15 protein-coding genes are annotated in these 15,695 nt (G+C 66.5%); 7 read left to right on the top strand and 8 right to left on the bottom strand.

Features of this window, described 5'->3' with window-relative positions; all coding sequences use genetic code 11:
- Window positions 1–133 precede the first annotated feature (133 nt).
- Window positions 134–382, top strand: coding sequence for a preprotein translocase subunit SecG (gene secG, locus ACQVDU_RS04595; protein ID WP_292711318.1), 249 nt, complete (start codon window positions 134–136; stop codon window positions 380–382).
- Window positions 382–735, top strand: a complete 354-nt coding sequence (locus tag ACQVDU_RS04590; protein WP_292711320.1) for an RNA polymerase-binding protein RbpA — start codon at window positions 382–384, stop codon at window positions 733–735. Before secG ends, ACQVDU_RS04590 begins: the two co-directional genes overlap by 1 nt.
- A 77-nt stretch (window positions 736–812) precedes the next feature.
- Here the strand turns inward: ACQVDU_RS04590 and pgl are convergent, their stop codons facing one another.
- The 6 genes from pgl to tkt are packed head-to-tail and all read right to left on the bottom strand — an operon-like array spanning window position 813 to window position 8,956.
- Window positions 813–1,592 (bottom strand): 6-phosphogluconolactonase, encoded by a 780-nt coding sequence (pgl, locus tag ACQVDU_RS04585; RefSeq protein ID WP_331791232.1) that lies wholly within the window; start codon window positions 1,590–1,592, stop codon window positions 813–815.
- Window positions 1,585–2,532: a glucose-6-phosphate dehydrogenase assembly protein OpcA gene (locus tag ACQVDU_RS04580; RefSeq protein WP_443476332.1), complete on the bottom strand. Its 948-nt coding sequence runs from the start codon at window positions 2,530–2,532 to the stop codon at window positions 1,585–1,587. Before ACQVDU_RS04580 ends, pgl begins: the two co-directional genes overlap by 8 nt.
- A complete protein-coding gene (gene zwf / locus ACQVDU_RS04575) occupies window positions 2,529–4,079 on the bottom strand; it encodes a glucose-6-phosphate dehydrogenase (protein WP_292711326.1) in 1,551 nt (516 codons plus the stop codon). The genes ACQVDU_RS04580 and zwf overlap by 4 nt, the downstream gene beginning before the upstream one ends.
- 13 nt (window positions 4,080–4,092) lie before the next feature.
- On the bottom strand, window positions 4,093–5,712 hold the full coding sequence (locus tag ACQVDU_RS04570) for a glucose-6-phosphate isomerase (RefSeq protein ID WP_443476331.1): 1,620 nt from the start codon (window positions 5,710–5,712) through the stop codon (window positions 4,093–4,095).
- A gap of 7 nt (window positions 5,713–5,719) precedes the next feature.
- Window positions 5,720–6,829, bottom strand: coding sequence for a transaldolase (tal, locus tag ACQVDU_RS04565; protein ID WP_443476330.1), 1,110 nt, complete (start codon window positions 6,827–6,829; stop codon window positions 5,720–5,722).
- Window positions 6,830–6,856: 27 nt separating this feature from the next.
- Complete coding sequence (gene tkt / locus ACQVDU_RS04560) at window positions 6,857–8,956, bottom strand: transketolase (protein WP_300590880.1); 2,100 nt, start codon at window positions 8,954–8,956, stop codon at window positions 6,857–6,859.
- A 225-nt stretch (window positions 8,957–9,181) separates the two neighbouring features.
- Between tkt and ACQVDU_RS04555 the strand changes: the two genes are divergently transcribed.
- Complete coding sequence (locus tag ACQVDU_RS04555; protein WP_300590879.1) at window positions 9,182–10,102, top strand: heme o synthase; 921 nt, start codon at window positions 9,182–9,184, stop codon at window positions 10,100–10,102.
- Window positions 10,103–10,202: 100 nt separating this feature from the next.
- Here ACQVDU_RS04555 and ACQVDU_RS04550 read toward each other — a convergent pair whose 3' ends face one another.
- Window positions 10,203–10,643, bottom strand: a complete 441-nt coding sequence (locus tag ACQVDU_RS04550; protein ID WP_300590878.1) for a dinucleotide-utilizing enzyme — start codon at window positions 10,641–10,643, stop codon at window positions 10,203–10,205.
- Between the two features lie 90 nt (window positions 10,644–10,733).
- Entirely contained in the window at window positions 10,734–11,723 is a 990-nt protein-coding gene (locus ACQVDU_RS04545; RefSeq protein WP_443476329.1) for a COX15/CtaA family protein, read from the bottom strand.
- A 241-nt stretch (window positions 11,724–11,964) separates the two neighbouring features.
- Between ACQVDU_RS04545 and sufB the strand changes: the two genes are divergently transcribed.
- From sufB to sufC, 4 genes are read left to right on the top strand one after another with little or no spacing between them, the layout of a single operon-like run.
- Window positions 11,965–13,383 carry a Fe-S cluster assembly protein SufB gene (gene sufB / locus ACQVDU_RS04540; protein WP_443476328.1) on the top strand — a complete coding sequence of 473 codons (1,419 nt, stop codon included), beginning with the start codon at window positions 11,965–11,967 and terminating at the stop codon, window positions 13,381–13,383.
- A gap of 1 nt (window position 13,384) precedes the next feature.
- Window positions 13,385–14,575 (top strand): Fe-S cluster assembly protein SufD, encoded by a 1,191-nt coding sequence (gene sufD, locus ACQVDU_RS04535; protein WP_300592070.1) that lies wholly within the window; start codon window positions 13,385–13,387, stop codon window positions 14,573–14,575.
- On the top strand, window positions 14,572–14,913 hold the full coding sequence (locus tag ACQVDU_RS04530; protein ID WP_300592068.1) for a non-heme iron oxygenase ferredoxin subunit: 342 nt from the start codon (window positions 14,572–14,574) through the stop codon (window positions 14,911–14,913). Before sufD ends, ACQVDU_RS04530 begins: the two co-directional genes overlap by 4 nt.
- Window positions 14,914–14,924: 11 nt before the next feature.
- On the top strand, window positions 14,925–15,695 hold the full coding sequence (gene sufC, locus ACQVDU_RS04525) for a Fe-S cluster assembly ATPase SufC (RefSeq protein ID WP_443476327.1): 771 nt from the start codon (window positions 14,925–14,927) through the stop codon (window positions 15,693–15,695).

The raw sequence follows: 15,695 nt of genomic DNA, 5'->3' as shown, positions 1-15,695 counted from the left end.
TACTGCTGTGGCTGGGCAGCCGGAGGACCGGTCGCCCAGCCACAGCGCGGCGGGCCGAGGCGAATCCCGCGCCTCTTTCCGTATACTGGACGCTTGTGCGACGAGACACCGTCGCGACGAAAGGTTTCACGTCTTGGCGATTCTCGAACTGATCCTGCAGGTGATCCTCGGCATCACGAGCCTGCTGCTCACCCTGCTGATCCTGCTGCACAAGGGCCGAGGCGGTGGCCTGTCCGACATGTTCGGCGGGGGAATGACGTCGGCTCTGGGGTCCTCGGGTCTGGCAGAACGAAACCTCAACCGATTCACCATCGTGCTGGCCCTCGTATGGTTCATCACCATCGTGGGACTTGGCCTCATTACGAAGTTCCAGGTGATCTGATGGCAACCGGCGGCAATGCAATCCGCGGCACCCGGGTGGGTGCCGGACCCATGGGCGAACAGGATCACGGCTATCACGCAGACCGTGTCGCCGTCTCGTACTGGGATGCCCTCGGCAACGAGACTGTGCGCTACTTCGCGGCTGGCATCCCCGACGAGGAGATCCCCGAGACGATCGATTCGCCGCACTCCGGGCTTCCCGCAGGTCGCGACAAAGACAACCCGCCTCAGCTGGCGAAGGCTGAGCCGTACAAGACGCACCTTGCCTACGTGAAGGAGCGTCGCACGGAAGAAGAAGCCGACGCGCTCCTGGATGACGCGCTGAAGTCCCTGCGCGAGCGCCGCGGCCTCTGAGACTTTTCGCAGGGCAGCCTGCATGACAATGGCCCCGGTCTCCCCTGAGGGAGGTCCGGGGCCATTGTCATGAATGGTCAGTATTCCTGGTCGATCAGCTCCGGGGGAACTTGCTCGGCCGCTTCTCGGTCGACGAAGAACACGGTGCGTCGCCGTCCTTTGGCGCCCCCGGCGGGGACGCTCGTGTAGTTGGCGCCGGCGAGGGCAAGGCCGAGAGCTGCGGCCTTGTCAGGGCCGGACATGACCAGCCAGACGCGCTGCGACGCGTTGATCACCGGTCGGGTGAAGGTCACGCGTTCGGGCGGGGGCTTGGGCGAATTCCGGACCGGGAGCACCGCGTGCTCGGTGTCACGGATCTCGGGATGATCGGGAAACAGCGAAGCGATGTGGGCGTCGGGACCGACCCCGAGAAAGCACATGTCGAACGAGGGCCACGCGGGTCCGCCAGGCTGCCCGTAGCGCGCGAGCTCTGCCGCATAGGCGCGCGCAGCTTCGTCGAGGTCCACGCCTTCATCGCTGGCGGCAACGCTGTGGATGTTGCCTACCGGGATGTCCAGTCGATCGAGAAGAGCCTCGCGTGCCTGCTTGTCGTTGCGCTCGGAGTCGTGACGTGGGACGAAGCGTTCGTCGCTCCACCAGAAGTGCACATTGTCGAAGCGGAGGCCCGCAAGCCGCGGGCTTGCCGCAGCAGCCTCGAGCACCGCGATGCCCATGGTTCCGCCCGTGAGGGAGACATGAACGGCGGGTTCATCAGCCTGCTTCTCGATACGGCGCAGGAACCGGTTCGCCACGTACTCCGCGAGCGCAGTCCGGTCGGGGCTGATGAGCACCCGCTTCTCGTTCGTGATCTCAACCATCGGTCTCCTGCGACGGTGTCGGGTCGAGCAGCGCCCAGCCCTCGGTGATCACTCGACCATACAAGAGGTCTGCATCGAGTCGGCGCAGCTCCTCGGCGAGGCACTCGCGCAGTGTGCGGCGCGGCAGCACCAGGTCATGCTGCGGTTGCCCGGGCTGCGACAACCGGGCGATCGCGGCTGAGGAACGCTCGAGAACGATGTCTCCGCTGGCGCGTGTGAGGCGGACCGACTTGATGCCGTCGCTCCATTCGTCGGCGGAGAGGTAGTGCCAGTCCACCGGCACGCCGAGAGTGAGACGCAGCCACGCAGCCAACAGCGCAGTCGAGGGCGATGTTGCAGCGCCCCGAACCTCCACGCCGGTGATCGGCTCGTACGGCGGCTGGTCGAGCACGGCGGCGAGCTGCTCGCGCCAGTGCGTGAGGCGCGTCCAGGCGAGGTCGGTGTCGCCCGGCGAGTAGCAGTCGCCGAGGTGTGCGACGCGCGAGGTCTCGTAGGGCACGGTGGAGGCATCCGTGATGCGTCGCTGTGCGATCCGGCCGAGCGGGGAGTGGGAGGGAGTCGCGGGCGGGTTGTCTGGCCACCACACGACGACGGGCGCGTCGGGCAGCAGCAGACCGGTCACGAGGCTCTCGACGTTGGATGCTGCAGCGCCAGAGGCGCGCAACACGACGACCTCGCTCGCGCCGGCGTCGCCGCCCACGCGGATCTCGGCATCCAGCTTCGGCTCGCCCCCGGGGTCGAGGCGCAGGCTGATGACCCGCATCGGATGCTCGCGCGAGGCGTCGTTGGCTGCCTCGATGCCGTCCTCGGTGCCGCCGTTCGTCGTGACGATGATGAGGGTGAGCACTCGTCCCAGCGCTACGGCACCGCCCTCCTCACGCACGTCGATGAGTGCGCGAGAGATCTTGCTGACTGTCGTATCGGGAAGATCGACGATCATGGCCGCCTCCAGGTGCGTCCGTCGCGGGCAAGGAGCTGGTCTGCCGATTTCGGCCCCCACGACCCAGGTTCGTATTGGTCGAGCGGTCCGCCTTGCTGTGCCCAGAACTCCTCGACCGGGTCGAGGATCTTCCACGAGAGCTCGACCTCTTCGTGGCGGGGGAACAGCGGGGGGTCGCCGAGCAGAACGTCGAGAATGAGCCGCTCGTAGGCCTCGGGGCTGGCCTCGGTGAAGGCGTGCCCGTAGCCGAAGTCCATCGTGACGTCGCGTACGTGGGTGCTCGCGCCGGGCACCTTGGAGCCGAAGCGGATCGTGACGCCCTCATCCGGTTGCACGCGGATCACGAGCGCGTTCTCACCGAGCCCGGATGTCTGCGACCGCGTGAACAGATGCTCAGGGGCGCGCTTGAACACCACGGCGATCTCGGTCACGCGGCGTCCGAGCCGCTTGCCGGTGCGCAGGTAGAAGGGCACGTCGGCCCAGCGGCGCGTGTTGATCTCGAGCTTCAACGCCGCATAAGTCTCGGTGGTCGAATCGGGCTTCATGCCGTCTTCGTCGAGGAATCCGGTGACGTGCTCGCCACCCTGCCAGCCGCCGGCGTACTGACCGCGCGCTGTCGCGAGTGACAGGTCTGCAGGAAGCGTGACGGCCGCGAGAACCTTCTCTTTCTCGGCACGCAGGTGGCTCGCGTCGAAGCTGATGGGCTCCTCCATGGCCGTCAGCGCAAGAAGCTGCAGCAGATGGTTCTGGATGACATCGCGCGCCGCCCCGATGCCGTCGTAGTAGCCGGCACGGCCGCCCACGCCGATGTCTTCGGCCATCGTGATCTGTACGTGGTCGACGTAGTTGCGGTTCCAGATGGGCTCGAAAAGCTCGTTCGCGAACCGCAGCGCGAGGATGTTCTGGACCGTCTCTTTGCCGAGGTAGTGGTCGATCCGGAAGATCGAGTCGGCCGGGAAGGTTGAGCGCAGTGCGTCGTTGAGCTCGCGGGCCGAGGCGAGATCGTGACCGAACGGCTTTTCGATGACGACGCGGCGCCAGCGCTCCGGCCGGTCGGCGGTGTCATCCACGAGCCCCGAGGTGCGCAGCTGACGGGCGACAACCGGAAAGTCCTTCGGGGGGATGGACAGGTAGAACGCATGGTTTCCCATGGTGCCGCGTTCTTCGTCGAGGCTCTGCACGGTCTCGCGCAGACGCGCGAAGGCGTCATCGTCGCCGAACTCGCCCGACACGAATCGGATGCCCTGCAGCAACTGCTGCCAGGTCTCCTCGCGGAATGCGGTGCGCGCATGCTGCCGCACCGCATCGTGCACGACTTGGGCGAAGTCCTGATCTTCCCAGTCCCGGCGGGCGAACCCGACGAGCCCGAACCCGGGAGGGAGCAGGCCGCGGTTGGCGAGGTCGTACACGGCCGGCATGAGCTTCTTGCGAGAGAGGTCGCCGGTCACGCCGAAGATCACGAGAGCACTGGGCCCCGCGATCCGATTCAGGCGTGCGTCTTCAGGGTCGCGCAGCGGATTGTGCCCGCGAGAAATCTCGACTGTCATCGGGTGGGATGCCTTACTGAGCCGCTTCGAATAGGGAAAGGACCTCGACCTGGGGGTCGGTGAGCGTGAGCGTGACCACGGGTCGTCCGTGAGCCGCCAAGACGGCGGCGTCGCCCCCGGCCTGCGCGGCGATCAGCTGGCCGAAGGTGAACGGGCGGCCAGGGATCTCGACGTCCACATCGGTGCGCTCCACGATCTGCAAGAACACGCCGGTGGCCGGCCCGCCCTTGTGATACTGCCCCGTGGAGTGCAGGAACCGGGGACCCCAGCCAAACGTGGCGGGCCGGCCCGAGTCCGCTGCGACGAGCTCCCGCAGGCCCTGGAGCTGTGGGATGGCGAGGCGGTTGACGTAGGCCTGCACCGAGACGTAGCCGTCATCCGGGAGCTGTGCCCACAGCGCATCGAGGACGCCGGCGATCGTGCCGGATGCCGCGAGGGCCGGATCCGTGACCCGCACCTCGACGCCGTCGACGGTGAACGCGGGCGGGGTCGGTTCGGGGGTGCGCTCGAGGAGTCCCCGCGTCGCTTCCTTGGCCGACTCGACGTCGGGCTGATCGAACGGGTTGATGCCCAGCATCCTGCCCGCGATCGCCGTGGCGTACTCCCACACGACGAACTGCGCTCCCAGGGATCCGCTGACGAGGATCTCGCCCTGGTGGTGCTCGAAAAGGTGGAACTCGTTAGCCTCGTCGACCAGGCGCAGAACCTGCAGGTCGGCTGGCTTGGTCTCGAGCTCGGGGGAGACGGGCAGCATGACAACCGGCAGGATGCCGGTGCCATTCTTTCCGGTGGATTCTGCGATGAGCTGTTCGATCCAGTCGGGGAGACCGACGATGTGCGTGCCGTCGCTGATGAGCGCGAGCTTGTCACGTCGTGGAGAGCCGCCGGCGATCGCCGCAGCGAGCACCAGCGCGGGGTTCTCAGGGCTGTCGATCGCCACTTCAAGCAGCGTCGCATCGGCTTCGGCGAGCAACTCCTCGATGTCGGCACCGGCAAGGCCCGCCGGGACCAGCCCGAAAGCCGTCAGCGCGGAATACCGCCCGCCGACGTTCGGATCGGCGTTGAACACCCGGTATCCGTCGGCGCGAGCGGATTCGTCCAGCGGTGAACCGGGGTCGGTGACCACGATGATCCGCTCGGTCGGGTCGATACCGAGATCCCGGAAGGCAGCCTCGAAGGCACGCTTTGCGGAGTCCGTCTCGACCGTGGACCCGGACTTGGAGGACACCACGAGAACGGTGCGCTCGAGGCCGCCGGCTTCGGGATCACCGTCGAGGGCGGCGAGCACCTGACCGGGTGCTGTCGAGTCCAGGATGACGAGCGGCACCCCGGCTGTCTGCGCGATCACCTCGGGGGCGAGCGAAGAACCGCCCATGCCCGCGAGCACGATGCGCGTCAGACCCTTGGACGTGAGCTCCTCGCGGAGCGCGACGATCTGGGGGACCAGCGGCAGCGAGACCGTGACGGCCTCGAGCCACCCGAGTCGGCGGGATGCCTCGGCCTCGGCATCCGGGCCCCACAGCGAGCTGTCACCCGCGGTGAGGCCGGAGGCGACGAGTTCGCCGATGAGACCGGGCAGCGTCGCCTCTACGACTGACTTGACGTGCCCGGTCAGGTGGATGTCGAATGCCATCGCCGGCTCAGACGTCCGCGTTCTCGAGGGCGGTTGTCACCGTCGCTTGCAGTTCGTGCCACGAGGCGATGAACTTCTCGACGCCTTCGTCCTCGAGCACCTGCGTGACGTCGGCGAAATCGATACCCACCGATGCGAGGTCGTCGAACACGGCGTGAGCATCTGCGTAGTTGCCGGTGATCGTGTCACCGATGACGTCGGCGTGATCGTAGGTCGCCTCGAGGGTCTTCTCGGGCATGGTGTTCACGGTGCCGCGTGCCACCAGCTCGGTGACGTACAGCGTGTCGGGAAGCGCGGGGTCCTTCACTCCCGTGGAGGCCCACAGGGGGCGCTGCACAGTGGCGCCGGCGGCGACGAGCGCCGTTGCGCGCTCGGTAGCGAACTCCTTCTCGAACAGCTCGAATGCCAAGCGGGCGTTGGCGATGCCTGCGCGTGACTTCAGCGCCTCCGCGGCATCCGTCCCCATAGCCGTGAGGCGCTTGTCGACCTCGGTGTCCACGCGCGAGACGAAGAACGAGGCGACCGAGTGGATGGTGCTGATGTCGTGACCGGCGGCCTTGGCCTGCTCGATTCCGGTGAGGTAGGCGTCGATGACCGCCGCGTAGCGCTCCAGGCTGAAGATCAGCGTCACGTTGACCGAGATACCCGACGCGATAGCCTCGGTGATCGCGGGAAGCCCGGCCTTGGTCGCCGGGATCTTGATGAGCGCGTTCGGTCGGTCAACGACCTTCCACAGTTCCTTCGCCTGGGCGATCGTTCCGTCGGTGTCGTGAGCGAGCTCGGGGGAGACCTCGATCGATACGCGGCCGTCTACGCCGCCGGTCGCGTCGTAGACGGGGCGGAAGATGTCGGCGGCGTCACGCACATCCGTCGTCGTGATCGTGAAGATCGACGTTTCGGTGTCGGCACCCTGGGACTTCAGGTCCCGGATCGTCTCGTCGTAGGCGCTGCCCTTCGCAAGCGCACCGGCGAAGATGGTCGGGTTGGTGGTGACGCCGGTGACGTTGCGATCGGTGATCAGTGCCGCCAGGTTGCCGGAGCTGATCCGTTCGCGCGACAGGTCGTCGAGCCAGATGCTGACGCCCTCGGCGACGAGCTTCTCGGTGGGGGTGGTCATGACTTCTCCTTCGTGTGCGGCCGCGGCTCAGGCGCCAGCGGCGGCGATCGTCTCGTGAGCGGCGGCCACGACTGCTTCGGTCGTGATGCCGAACTTCTGGAACAGCGTCTTGTAGTCAGCCGAGGCGCCGAAGTGCTCGATCGACACGGACCGGCCGGCGTCGCCGACGATCCCGCGCCACGGCATCGCCAGGCCCGCTTCGACCGAGACGCGTGCCTTGACGGATGCCGGCAGCACACTCTCGCGGTATGCGTCGTCCTGCTCGGCGAACCACTCCAGCGACGGAGCGGAGACCACGCGTGCGCCGATGCCCTGCTGGGCAAGCTGCGCGCGAGCGTCCACGGCGAGTTGAACCTCGGAGCCTGTCCCGATCAGGATCACGTCGACGGTGCCCGTAGGTGAGTCGGCGAGCACGTACGCGCCCTTGGCGGCGAGCTCGGCCGAAGCGAACTCGTCGCCGGATGCCTCACCTGTCCCACGGGGGAACGTCGGAACGTTCTGGCGAGTCAGTGCGATTCCTGCGGGGCCCTCGTGACGGCGGACGAGCTCGAGCCAGACGGCTGCTGTCTCGTTCGCGTCGGCTGGGCGCACAACAGCGAAGTTCGGGATCGCGCGCAGTGCGGCGAGCTGCTCGATCGGCTGGTGCGTCGGACCGTCTTCACCCAGCGCAACCGAGTCGTGCGTCCACACGAACAGCGTCGGGATGTTCATCAGGGCGGCCAAACGCACCGGGGGACGCATGTAGTCGCTGAAGATCAGGAACGTGCCGCCGAACGGGCGAGTCGGGCCGTGCAGCACGATGCCGTTGAGGATGGATCCCATTGCGTGCTCGCGGATGCCGAAGTGCAGCACACGACCATACGGTGAGCCGCTCCACTCGTGGGTGGACCACTCCTCCGGGATGAACGACGCTGCATTCTTGATGGTCGTCAGGTTCGACTCCGCGAGGTCGGCCGAACCACCCCACAGCTCAGGAAGCTCCGCGGCGAGGGCGTTGATGACCAGGCCGGACGCGGCGCGGGTGGAAACATCCTTGCCTGCCTCGAACTGGGGGAGCGCTTCGGCGATGTTCGCGGGGAGTTCGCGGGCGTGGAGTCGGTCCCACAGCGCCTTGCGCTCCGGGTTGGCCGCTGCCCACGCATCGAACTTCTCCTGCCAGGCAGCCTTCTCGGCCTCGCCGCGCTCGACGAGCGAACGCGTGTGGGCGATGACGTCATCGGGAACATCGAAGGTCGTGTCGGGATCCCAGCCGAGGACCTTCTTGGTCGCTGCGAGCTCTTCGCCGCCGAGGGCAGCGCCGTGGATCTTGCCGCTGTTCTGCTTGCCGGGGGAGGGCCAGCCGATGATCGTCTTGAGAATGATGATCGAGGGCTTGTCGGTGACGCCCTTCGCCTTCTCAATGGCCTCGTACAGCTCGTGTACGTCCTCGACGTACTGACCCGACTTCTTCCAGTCGACGGTCTGCACATGCCAGTCGTAGGCCTCGTAGCGCCCCGCGACATCCTCGGTCAGGGCGACGTTCGTGTCGTCCTCGATCGAGATCTGGTTGGAGTCGTAGATGACGACGAGGTTGCCGAGTTGCTGGTGACCGGCAAGCGAGGATGCCTCGCTCGTCACACCTTCTTCAAGGTCGCCGTCGGACGCGATGACGTAGATGAAGTGGTCGAAGGGCGACTCGCCGGCCGGTGCCTCGGGGTCGAAGAGGCCCCGCTCGTACCGCGCGGCGTAGGCGAAGCCGACCGAGGATGCCAGACCCTGGCCGAGCGGCCCTGTCGTGATCTCGACGCCCTTGGTGTGGCCGTACTCGGGGTGGCCCGGGGTCAGCGAGCCCCACGTGCGGAGCGACTTGAGGTCGTCGAGCTCGAGGCCGAATCCGCCGAGGTAGAGCTGGATGTACTGCGTGAGCGAGGAGTGACCGCACGAGAGGATGAAGCGGTCGCGGCCGGGCCAGTGCGTGTCAGTCGGGTCATGCTTCATGACCCGTTGATACAGCAGATAGGCCGCGGGAGCGAGGCTCATCGCCGTCCCGGGGTGTCCGTTACCGACCTTCTCTACGGCATCCGCCGCGAGAACGCGAGCGGTGTCCACCGCGCGCTTGTCGATCTCATCCCAACGCAGTTCCGTCACCGGATTGCCTTCCGTTCGAGAGGGGTGCGCCCTGAGACCACCGGTCCGCAGACCGCGTCACCACGGGAAGAGCAGCCGGCGCAGAGCGCGCGTGTGCTTTCAGCATAGCGATTCCGGTTCCCGCAGTGGGCCGTGTTTCGAAGCCGTAGAGGGGACCTCAGAGAACCAGCCTGCGGGCAATGCCATAGACTGGAAATCCCTGGGTGACGGCCGATAGTGAGGGCAATGGACATTTCCACGACGACGCGTGCGCAGCTCGCACCCGCATCGTTCGGCCGCACCGTCCGCGCCTATATCGCCCTGACCAAGCCGCGCGTTCTCGAGCTGTTGCTGGTGACGACGGTTCCCGTCATGATCCTTGCGCAGCAGGGGTTCCCGCCGCTGTGGCTCGTTGTCGCGACCGTCATCGGCGGCTCGGCAAGCGCCGGATCGGCAGCGACGTTCAACATGTACCTGGACCGCGATATCGACGCGCACATGCAGCGCACCGAGAACCGTCCCCTCGTCACCGGCGAGGTCTCTCCCCGTGGGGCGCTGATCTTCGCGTGGTCACTTGCCGTCGCGTCGACCTTGTGGCTCGGCTTCACGACCAACTGGCTCGCGGCAGCACTGTCGGCCGGCGCGATCTTCTTCTACGTCGTCATCTACACGATGATTCTCAAGCGCCGCACCGAACAGAACATCGTGTGGGGCGGCATCGCCGGATGCTTCCCGGTCCTGATCGGCTGGAGTGCCGTCACCGGATCGCTGGCGTGGCCCGCACTCATCCTGTTCTTGCTCGTCTTCCTGTGGACTCCGCCGCACTACTGGCCGCTGTCGATGAAGTACCGCGACCAGTACGACGAGGTGGACGTTCCCATGCTCGGCGCCACGCGCTCCGGCTCGCAGGTCGGCCTTCAGGTCATCCTCTACGCGTGGGCGACAGTCGTGACGTCGCTGCTGCTGATTCCCGTCGCCTCGATGGGGATCGTGTACACGGCATCCGCACTCGTCTTCGGCGGCTGGTTCATCTACGAGTCACATGTCCTCTACGCTCGCGCGGTGCGCGGCACGGAGCCGCGGCCCATGCGTGTCTTCCACGCATCCATCACGTACTTGACGCTGCTGTTCGTCGCGATCGCCGTCGACCCGCTGCTTCCGTTCTAGGAACGCCATCGCTCTCGTGCCCCGACGCGCACGAGAGAAGGCCCCGCCCGTCGAACGATGTTCGGCGAGCGGGGCCTTCTCTATCAGCCGGGGGCGGAGGTCAGCGGTTCTCCGGTGCCTCGGTGTCGGCCTGAGCGGCTGCTTCTGCTGCAGCCGCCGGCGGCGCGGTGTCGGTCGTTGAAGTCTCGACATCGGCATCCTCGAAGACCGGCGCCTGCTCGGCAGCGGGAGCCGCCTCCTCGACGATGACGGTTTCTTCGACGAAGGCAGTCTCGGCCACGGGGGTGGGCAGGGCCGAGCGGAGGGCGGCGAGGGTCAGCACGAGCAGCACACCGAGGATGCCGGCGCCCACCAGGACACCGCCGAATCCGATCCACGCGGGGCTCACGTACACCTGCTCGTAGGTGGCCGAACCATCCGCGAGCGTCGCACTCATCTCGCTCACCTTGGTCAGCACGAGCCAGAGCCCGACGCCGATGCTGGCGAGGGAGGCGAGAAGCAGCACCCAGAAGGGGACGCTGCGGGCAAGGCGATTGGTCATAGGGAAACTCCTGCGAAGGGATGGATTTCGGTCACGCCGAAGAGATCGGCGCGACCAGTCTGGTCCCTGGACGCGTGCTGTGTCGATGCGTCAGCTATGGATCGCCTGTGCGTCGGCGGGGTCCTCCGCGGTGTCAGACACCCTGACCGGCTGCTTGAGGTTCAGGACGAGTGCGGTCATCGCTGCGGCCAGGAGCGATGCCAGCACCATGTGAATGCCCACCGCCAGTGGGGGCAGTCCGTTGCGTGCTTGGAAGAGCCCGACGGCGATCTGGAGCACTTCCACGCCGAGAACTGCCTGGGTCCACGCCACCACGCGCGGTATCTCACGGCGCCGGCGATAGGCGAAGCCGAGCAGGACGAGAGTCATCGCGAAGAGCGCGTACGACGGCCAGGCGTGCACGTGCTCGAGGATCTCTGCATTGAAGCCGTTCCGTCCGGCATCTGCGTCGCCCGAGTGTGGGCCGGCCCCGGTGGTCAGGATTCCGAAGAAGATCGTGACCGCCAGCACGGCGGTGGTGGCGTGCACCCAGATCGCATGCACCGTGGTGACGACGCGTACGCGGGGACCGCCCGGCGTGCGCATGAGAACGAGGAAGGCTGCACACACCGCCACGAGGATGACCGAAGCGACGTAGTGGAATCCGACGATGAACGGGTTTAGTCCCGTCAGCACCGTGATGCCTCCGACCAGGGCCTGAGCGATGATGCCCAGCAACACCACCAGGGAGAGGACGAAAAGGTCGCGGCGCTCTCGACGCATCTTCAGAACGAAGACCAGAACGACGAGAGCGAGGATGCCGACAAGCCCTGTCAGCGTCCGATTCCCGAATTCGATGAACCCGTGAATACCCATCGCGGGCGTGTTCACGAGCGACTCCGCGGTGCAGGTGGGCCAGGTGGGGCATCCGAGGCCTGAACCGGTCAGGCGCACCGCGCCACCGGTTCCGATGATCAGCACCTCGGCGAGAAACGACAACCACGCGGCGACGCGGACGCGCCGATCGACATGGTCGGGAAGCCAGGCCCAGAACCTCCCGAGCAACGAAACGCGGGCGGGGGACGGGGACGGTGCGGACACGGTCTTCACTCCTGGGATCGCCCTGTGGGGGCGCGGCGTGCTCGGCCCGGGGGCGGGTCGATGCCTGTAGACTCGAAGGGTCTGATTCCGCGGAGAAATGCCGCAGGATCATCACCAGTCTAGGCGCGAGAATCCGCCGACGACGTGAAAGGGCCCGTAAGCGACATCCCCTCCGGTACTCCGCCGGGGGCGACGGATGTCGGTGCGGATGACACCGCAATGGCCGCGAAGGAGAAAACCGATGTCCGATGTGCTGATCGAGCGCCCCGAGCTCGAAGGCCTGGGAGTCTACGAGTTCGGCTGGCACGATACCGATGCCGCCGGCGCAGTGGCGCAGCGCGGAATCAACGAGGACGTGGTCCGTGGGATCTCGTCGTTGAAGTCCGAGCCCGAATGGATGCTGAAGACCCGCCTCAAGGGCCTGCAGTTGTTCGGCCGCAAACCCATGCCCACCTGGGGTGCTGACCTCAGCGCGATCGACTTCGACAACATCAAGTACTTCGTGCGCTCCACCGAGAAGCAAGCGCAGACCTGGGAAGACCTTCCCGAAGAGATCCGGAACACCTACGAACGTCTCGGCATCCCCGAGGCCGAGCGCCAGCGCCTGGTCGCCGGCGTTGCGGCGCAGTACGAGTCCGAGGTCGTCTACCACCAGATCCGCGAGGACCTGGAGGCGCAGGGTGTCATCTTCATGGACACCGACACCGCTCTGCGGGAGCACCCGGAGTTCTTCGAAGAGTACTTCGGCACCGTCATCCCCGCCGGTGACAACAAGTTCGCAGCCCTGAACACCGCGGTCTGGTCGGGGGGCTCCTTCGTCTACGTGCCGCCCGGTGTTCATGTCGAGATCCCGCTGCAGGCCTACTTCCGGATCAACACCGAGAACATGGGCCAGTTCGAGCGGACGCTGATCATCGCCGACGAGGGCTCGTACGTCCACTACATCGAGGGCTGCACGGCTCCGATCTACAAGAGTGACTCGCTGCACTCCGCGGTCGTCGAGATCATCGTGAAGAAGAACGCGCGCGTGCGCTACACGACGATCCAGAACTGGTCGAACAACGTCTACAACCTCGTCACCAAGCGTGCCGTTGCCCACGAGGGCGCCACGATGGAATGGATCGACGGCAACATCGGCTCCAAAGTCACGATGAAGTACCCGTCGGTCTTCCTCATGGGAGAGCACGCGAAGGGCGAGACCCTGTCCGTTGCCTTCGCCGGCCCGGGACAGCACCAGGATGCCGGCGCGAAGATGATCCACATGGCGCCGTACACGACATCCTCGATCGTCTCGAAGTCGATCGCGCGTGGCGGCGGACGCGCTGGCTATCGGGGTGAGGTCCGCGTTGACCCGAACGCTCACCACTCCGCCAACACGGTTCGCTGTGACGCGCTGCTGGTCGACACCGTTTCCCGCTCCGACACCTACCCGGCGATCGATATCCGCGTCGACGACGTGCAGCTCGGACACGAGGCGACGGTCTCGCGGGTGAGTGAAGAGCAGCTCTTCTACCTGCAGTCGCGGGGGCTCCCCGAGGATGAGGCCATGGCCATGATCGTCCGCGGATTCATCGAGCCCATCGCGCGCGAACTGCCGATGGAGTACGCCCTCGAACTGAACAAGCTCATCGAAATGAGCATGGAAGGCAGCGTCGGCTGAGATGACGACTACCGCACAGGCGTCGGCGACGGCGCCCGGATCGACCGCGCACACCGACGGGGGCTGGGACGTCGTTCCCGTCCAGACTCGCTCCGAACGCCCGCGTTCCTACGACCCCGCAGCGTTCGGCGCACCGACAGGCCGCGAGGTCAATTGGAAGCACAGCCCCATCGCGGCTGTCGCTCCGCTGTTCGCGGACGAGCCCGGCGACGAGGGTGCTGTCGGCATCACGGTCACCGGCCCGCTGGCGGCAGCCGGCCTCGCCATCGGCCAGGCCCCGCGCGGCGAGGCGTTTGTGCCCGAGGACCTGCCCAGCGCCATCGCGTGGCAGCGCTCGGCGGAAGCCCTGTACCTGAAGGTGCCAGCTGATGCCGAGCTCGATGAGCCGGTCGAAGTCGTCTTCACGGGCGCCGGCGCGTCGTTGCGTGCACATTCCCACGTCGTGATCGAAGCGGCCCCTCACTCGCGCGCGACAGTCGTGCTGCGCCACGAAGGTTCGGCGCGGTTCGCCCAGAACGTCGAGATCATCGTCCGTGACGGTGCGAACCTGACACTCGTCTCGCTGCAGCGGTGGGATGACGACGCGGTGCATGTCGCGGCGCATCAGGCCGTGGTGGGTCGCGACGCGACCCTTCGCCACACCGTGGTGAGCCTCGGCGGTGCGGTCGTGCGGGTGAACCCGTCGGTCGATCTCGCCGGCGCCGGATCCGAGGGCAAGCTCTACGGTCTGTCCTTCGCCGACGCCGGCCAGCACCTGGAAAGCCAGGTGTACGTCCACCACCGCGGCCCGAACACGACAGCAGACGTCCTCTATAAGGGAGCCCTGCAGGGCTCGAGCGCGCGCAGCGTTTGGGTCGGGGATGTGCTCATCGGACGAGACGCCGTCGGCACCGACTCGTACGAAGCCAACCGCAACCTCGTGCTGACCGATGGCGCGCGCGCCGACTCGATCCCGAACCTCGAGATCGAGACCGGCGACATCCAGGGTGCGGGTCACGCGAGCGCCACCGGCCGTTTCGACGACGAGCAGCTCTTCTACCTGCAGGCGCGAGGCATCACCGAAGAGGAAGCCCGCAGGCTCGTCGTGATCGGGTTCCTCAGCGACATCATCCAGCGCCTCGGCATCCCCGAGCTCGAGGCCGAACTCACCGAGGCGGTCACCGCCGAACTCGAACAGGAGGCGGCTGCGTGAGCGCCACCCGCGTGTGCTCGCTGAGCGAGCTGGAACAGGATGCCGCCAAGCGCGTCGTGGTCGACGGTGTTGCGATCGCCGTCGTCAAGGACTCAAACGGCGACGTCCACGCCATCGGGGACACCTGCACGCACGGGGACATCTCGCTTGCCGACGGCTTCGTCGAAGGGGAGACCCTGGAATGCTGGGCCCACGGCTCTGCGTTCTCTCTTCTGACCGGCAAGCCCCTGAACCTTCCCGCGTACGAGCCGGTGCCGGTGTACGAGGTCACGATCGAGGGCGACGACGTCCTGATCGACCCCGCCGTCACCAAGCCCGTCACCACAGACATCCACTGAAAAGGAACCCCATGGCTGTTCTCGAGATCCGCGACCTGCACGTCACGGTCGACACGGATGCCGGTGAGACCGAGATCCTCAACGGCATGACGCTCACGATTCGCACGGGCGAGACCCACGCGATCATGGGCCCCAACGGGTCGGGCAAGTCGACCCTCGCGTACACGATCGCCGGGCACCCCAAGTACACGGTGACGAGTGGCTCGATCACGCTCGACGGTGAAGATGTCCTCGAGATGTCTGTCGACGAGCGTGCGCGCGCGGGCCTCTTCCTCGCGATGCAGTACCCCGTCGAGATCCCCGGCGTGACCGTGACGAACTTCCTGCGCACCGCCAAGTCGGCGATCGACGGGCAGGCACCCGCCATCCGCACGTGGACCAAGGACGTCAAGAAGGCCATGGCGGACCTCCGCATGGACGAGAAGTTCGCGCAGCGCAACGTCAACGAGGGCTTCTCGGGCGGCGAGAAGAAGCGTCACGAGATCCTCCAGCTCGAACTCCTGAAGCCGAAGATCGCCGTGCTCGATGAGACCGACTCGGGTCTGGACGTCGACGCGCTCAAGATCGTTTCCGAGGGCGTCAACCGCGCCAAGGCCGAGACTGACATGGGCGTGCTGCTGATCACGCACTACACCCGCATCCTTCGCTACATCCACCCGGACTTCGTGCACGTCGTTGTCGGCGGTCGCATCGTCGAAGAAGGTGGTCCGGAGCTCGCAGACCGGCTTGAGTCCGAAGGATACGATCGCTTCCTCGAGCCCGCCGCTGGTTCCGGCGCCTAG

Source organism: Microbacterium sp. F2 (assembly GCF_052274505.1).
Classification (GTDB): domain Bacteria; phylum Actinomycetota; class Actinomycetes; order Actinomycetales; family Microbacteriaceae; genus Microbacterium.
The sequence above is the reverse complement of the archived record's forward strand: the minus strand, read 5'-3'. Positions and strand labels throughout refer to the sequence as shown.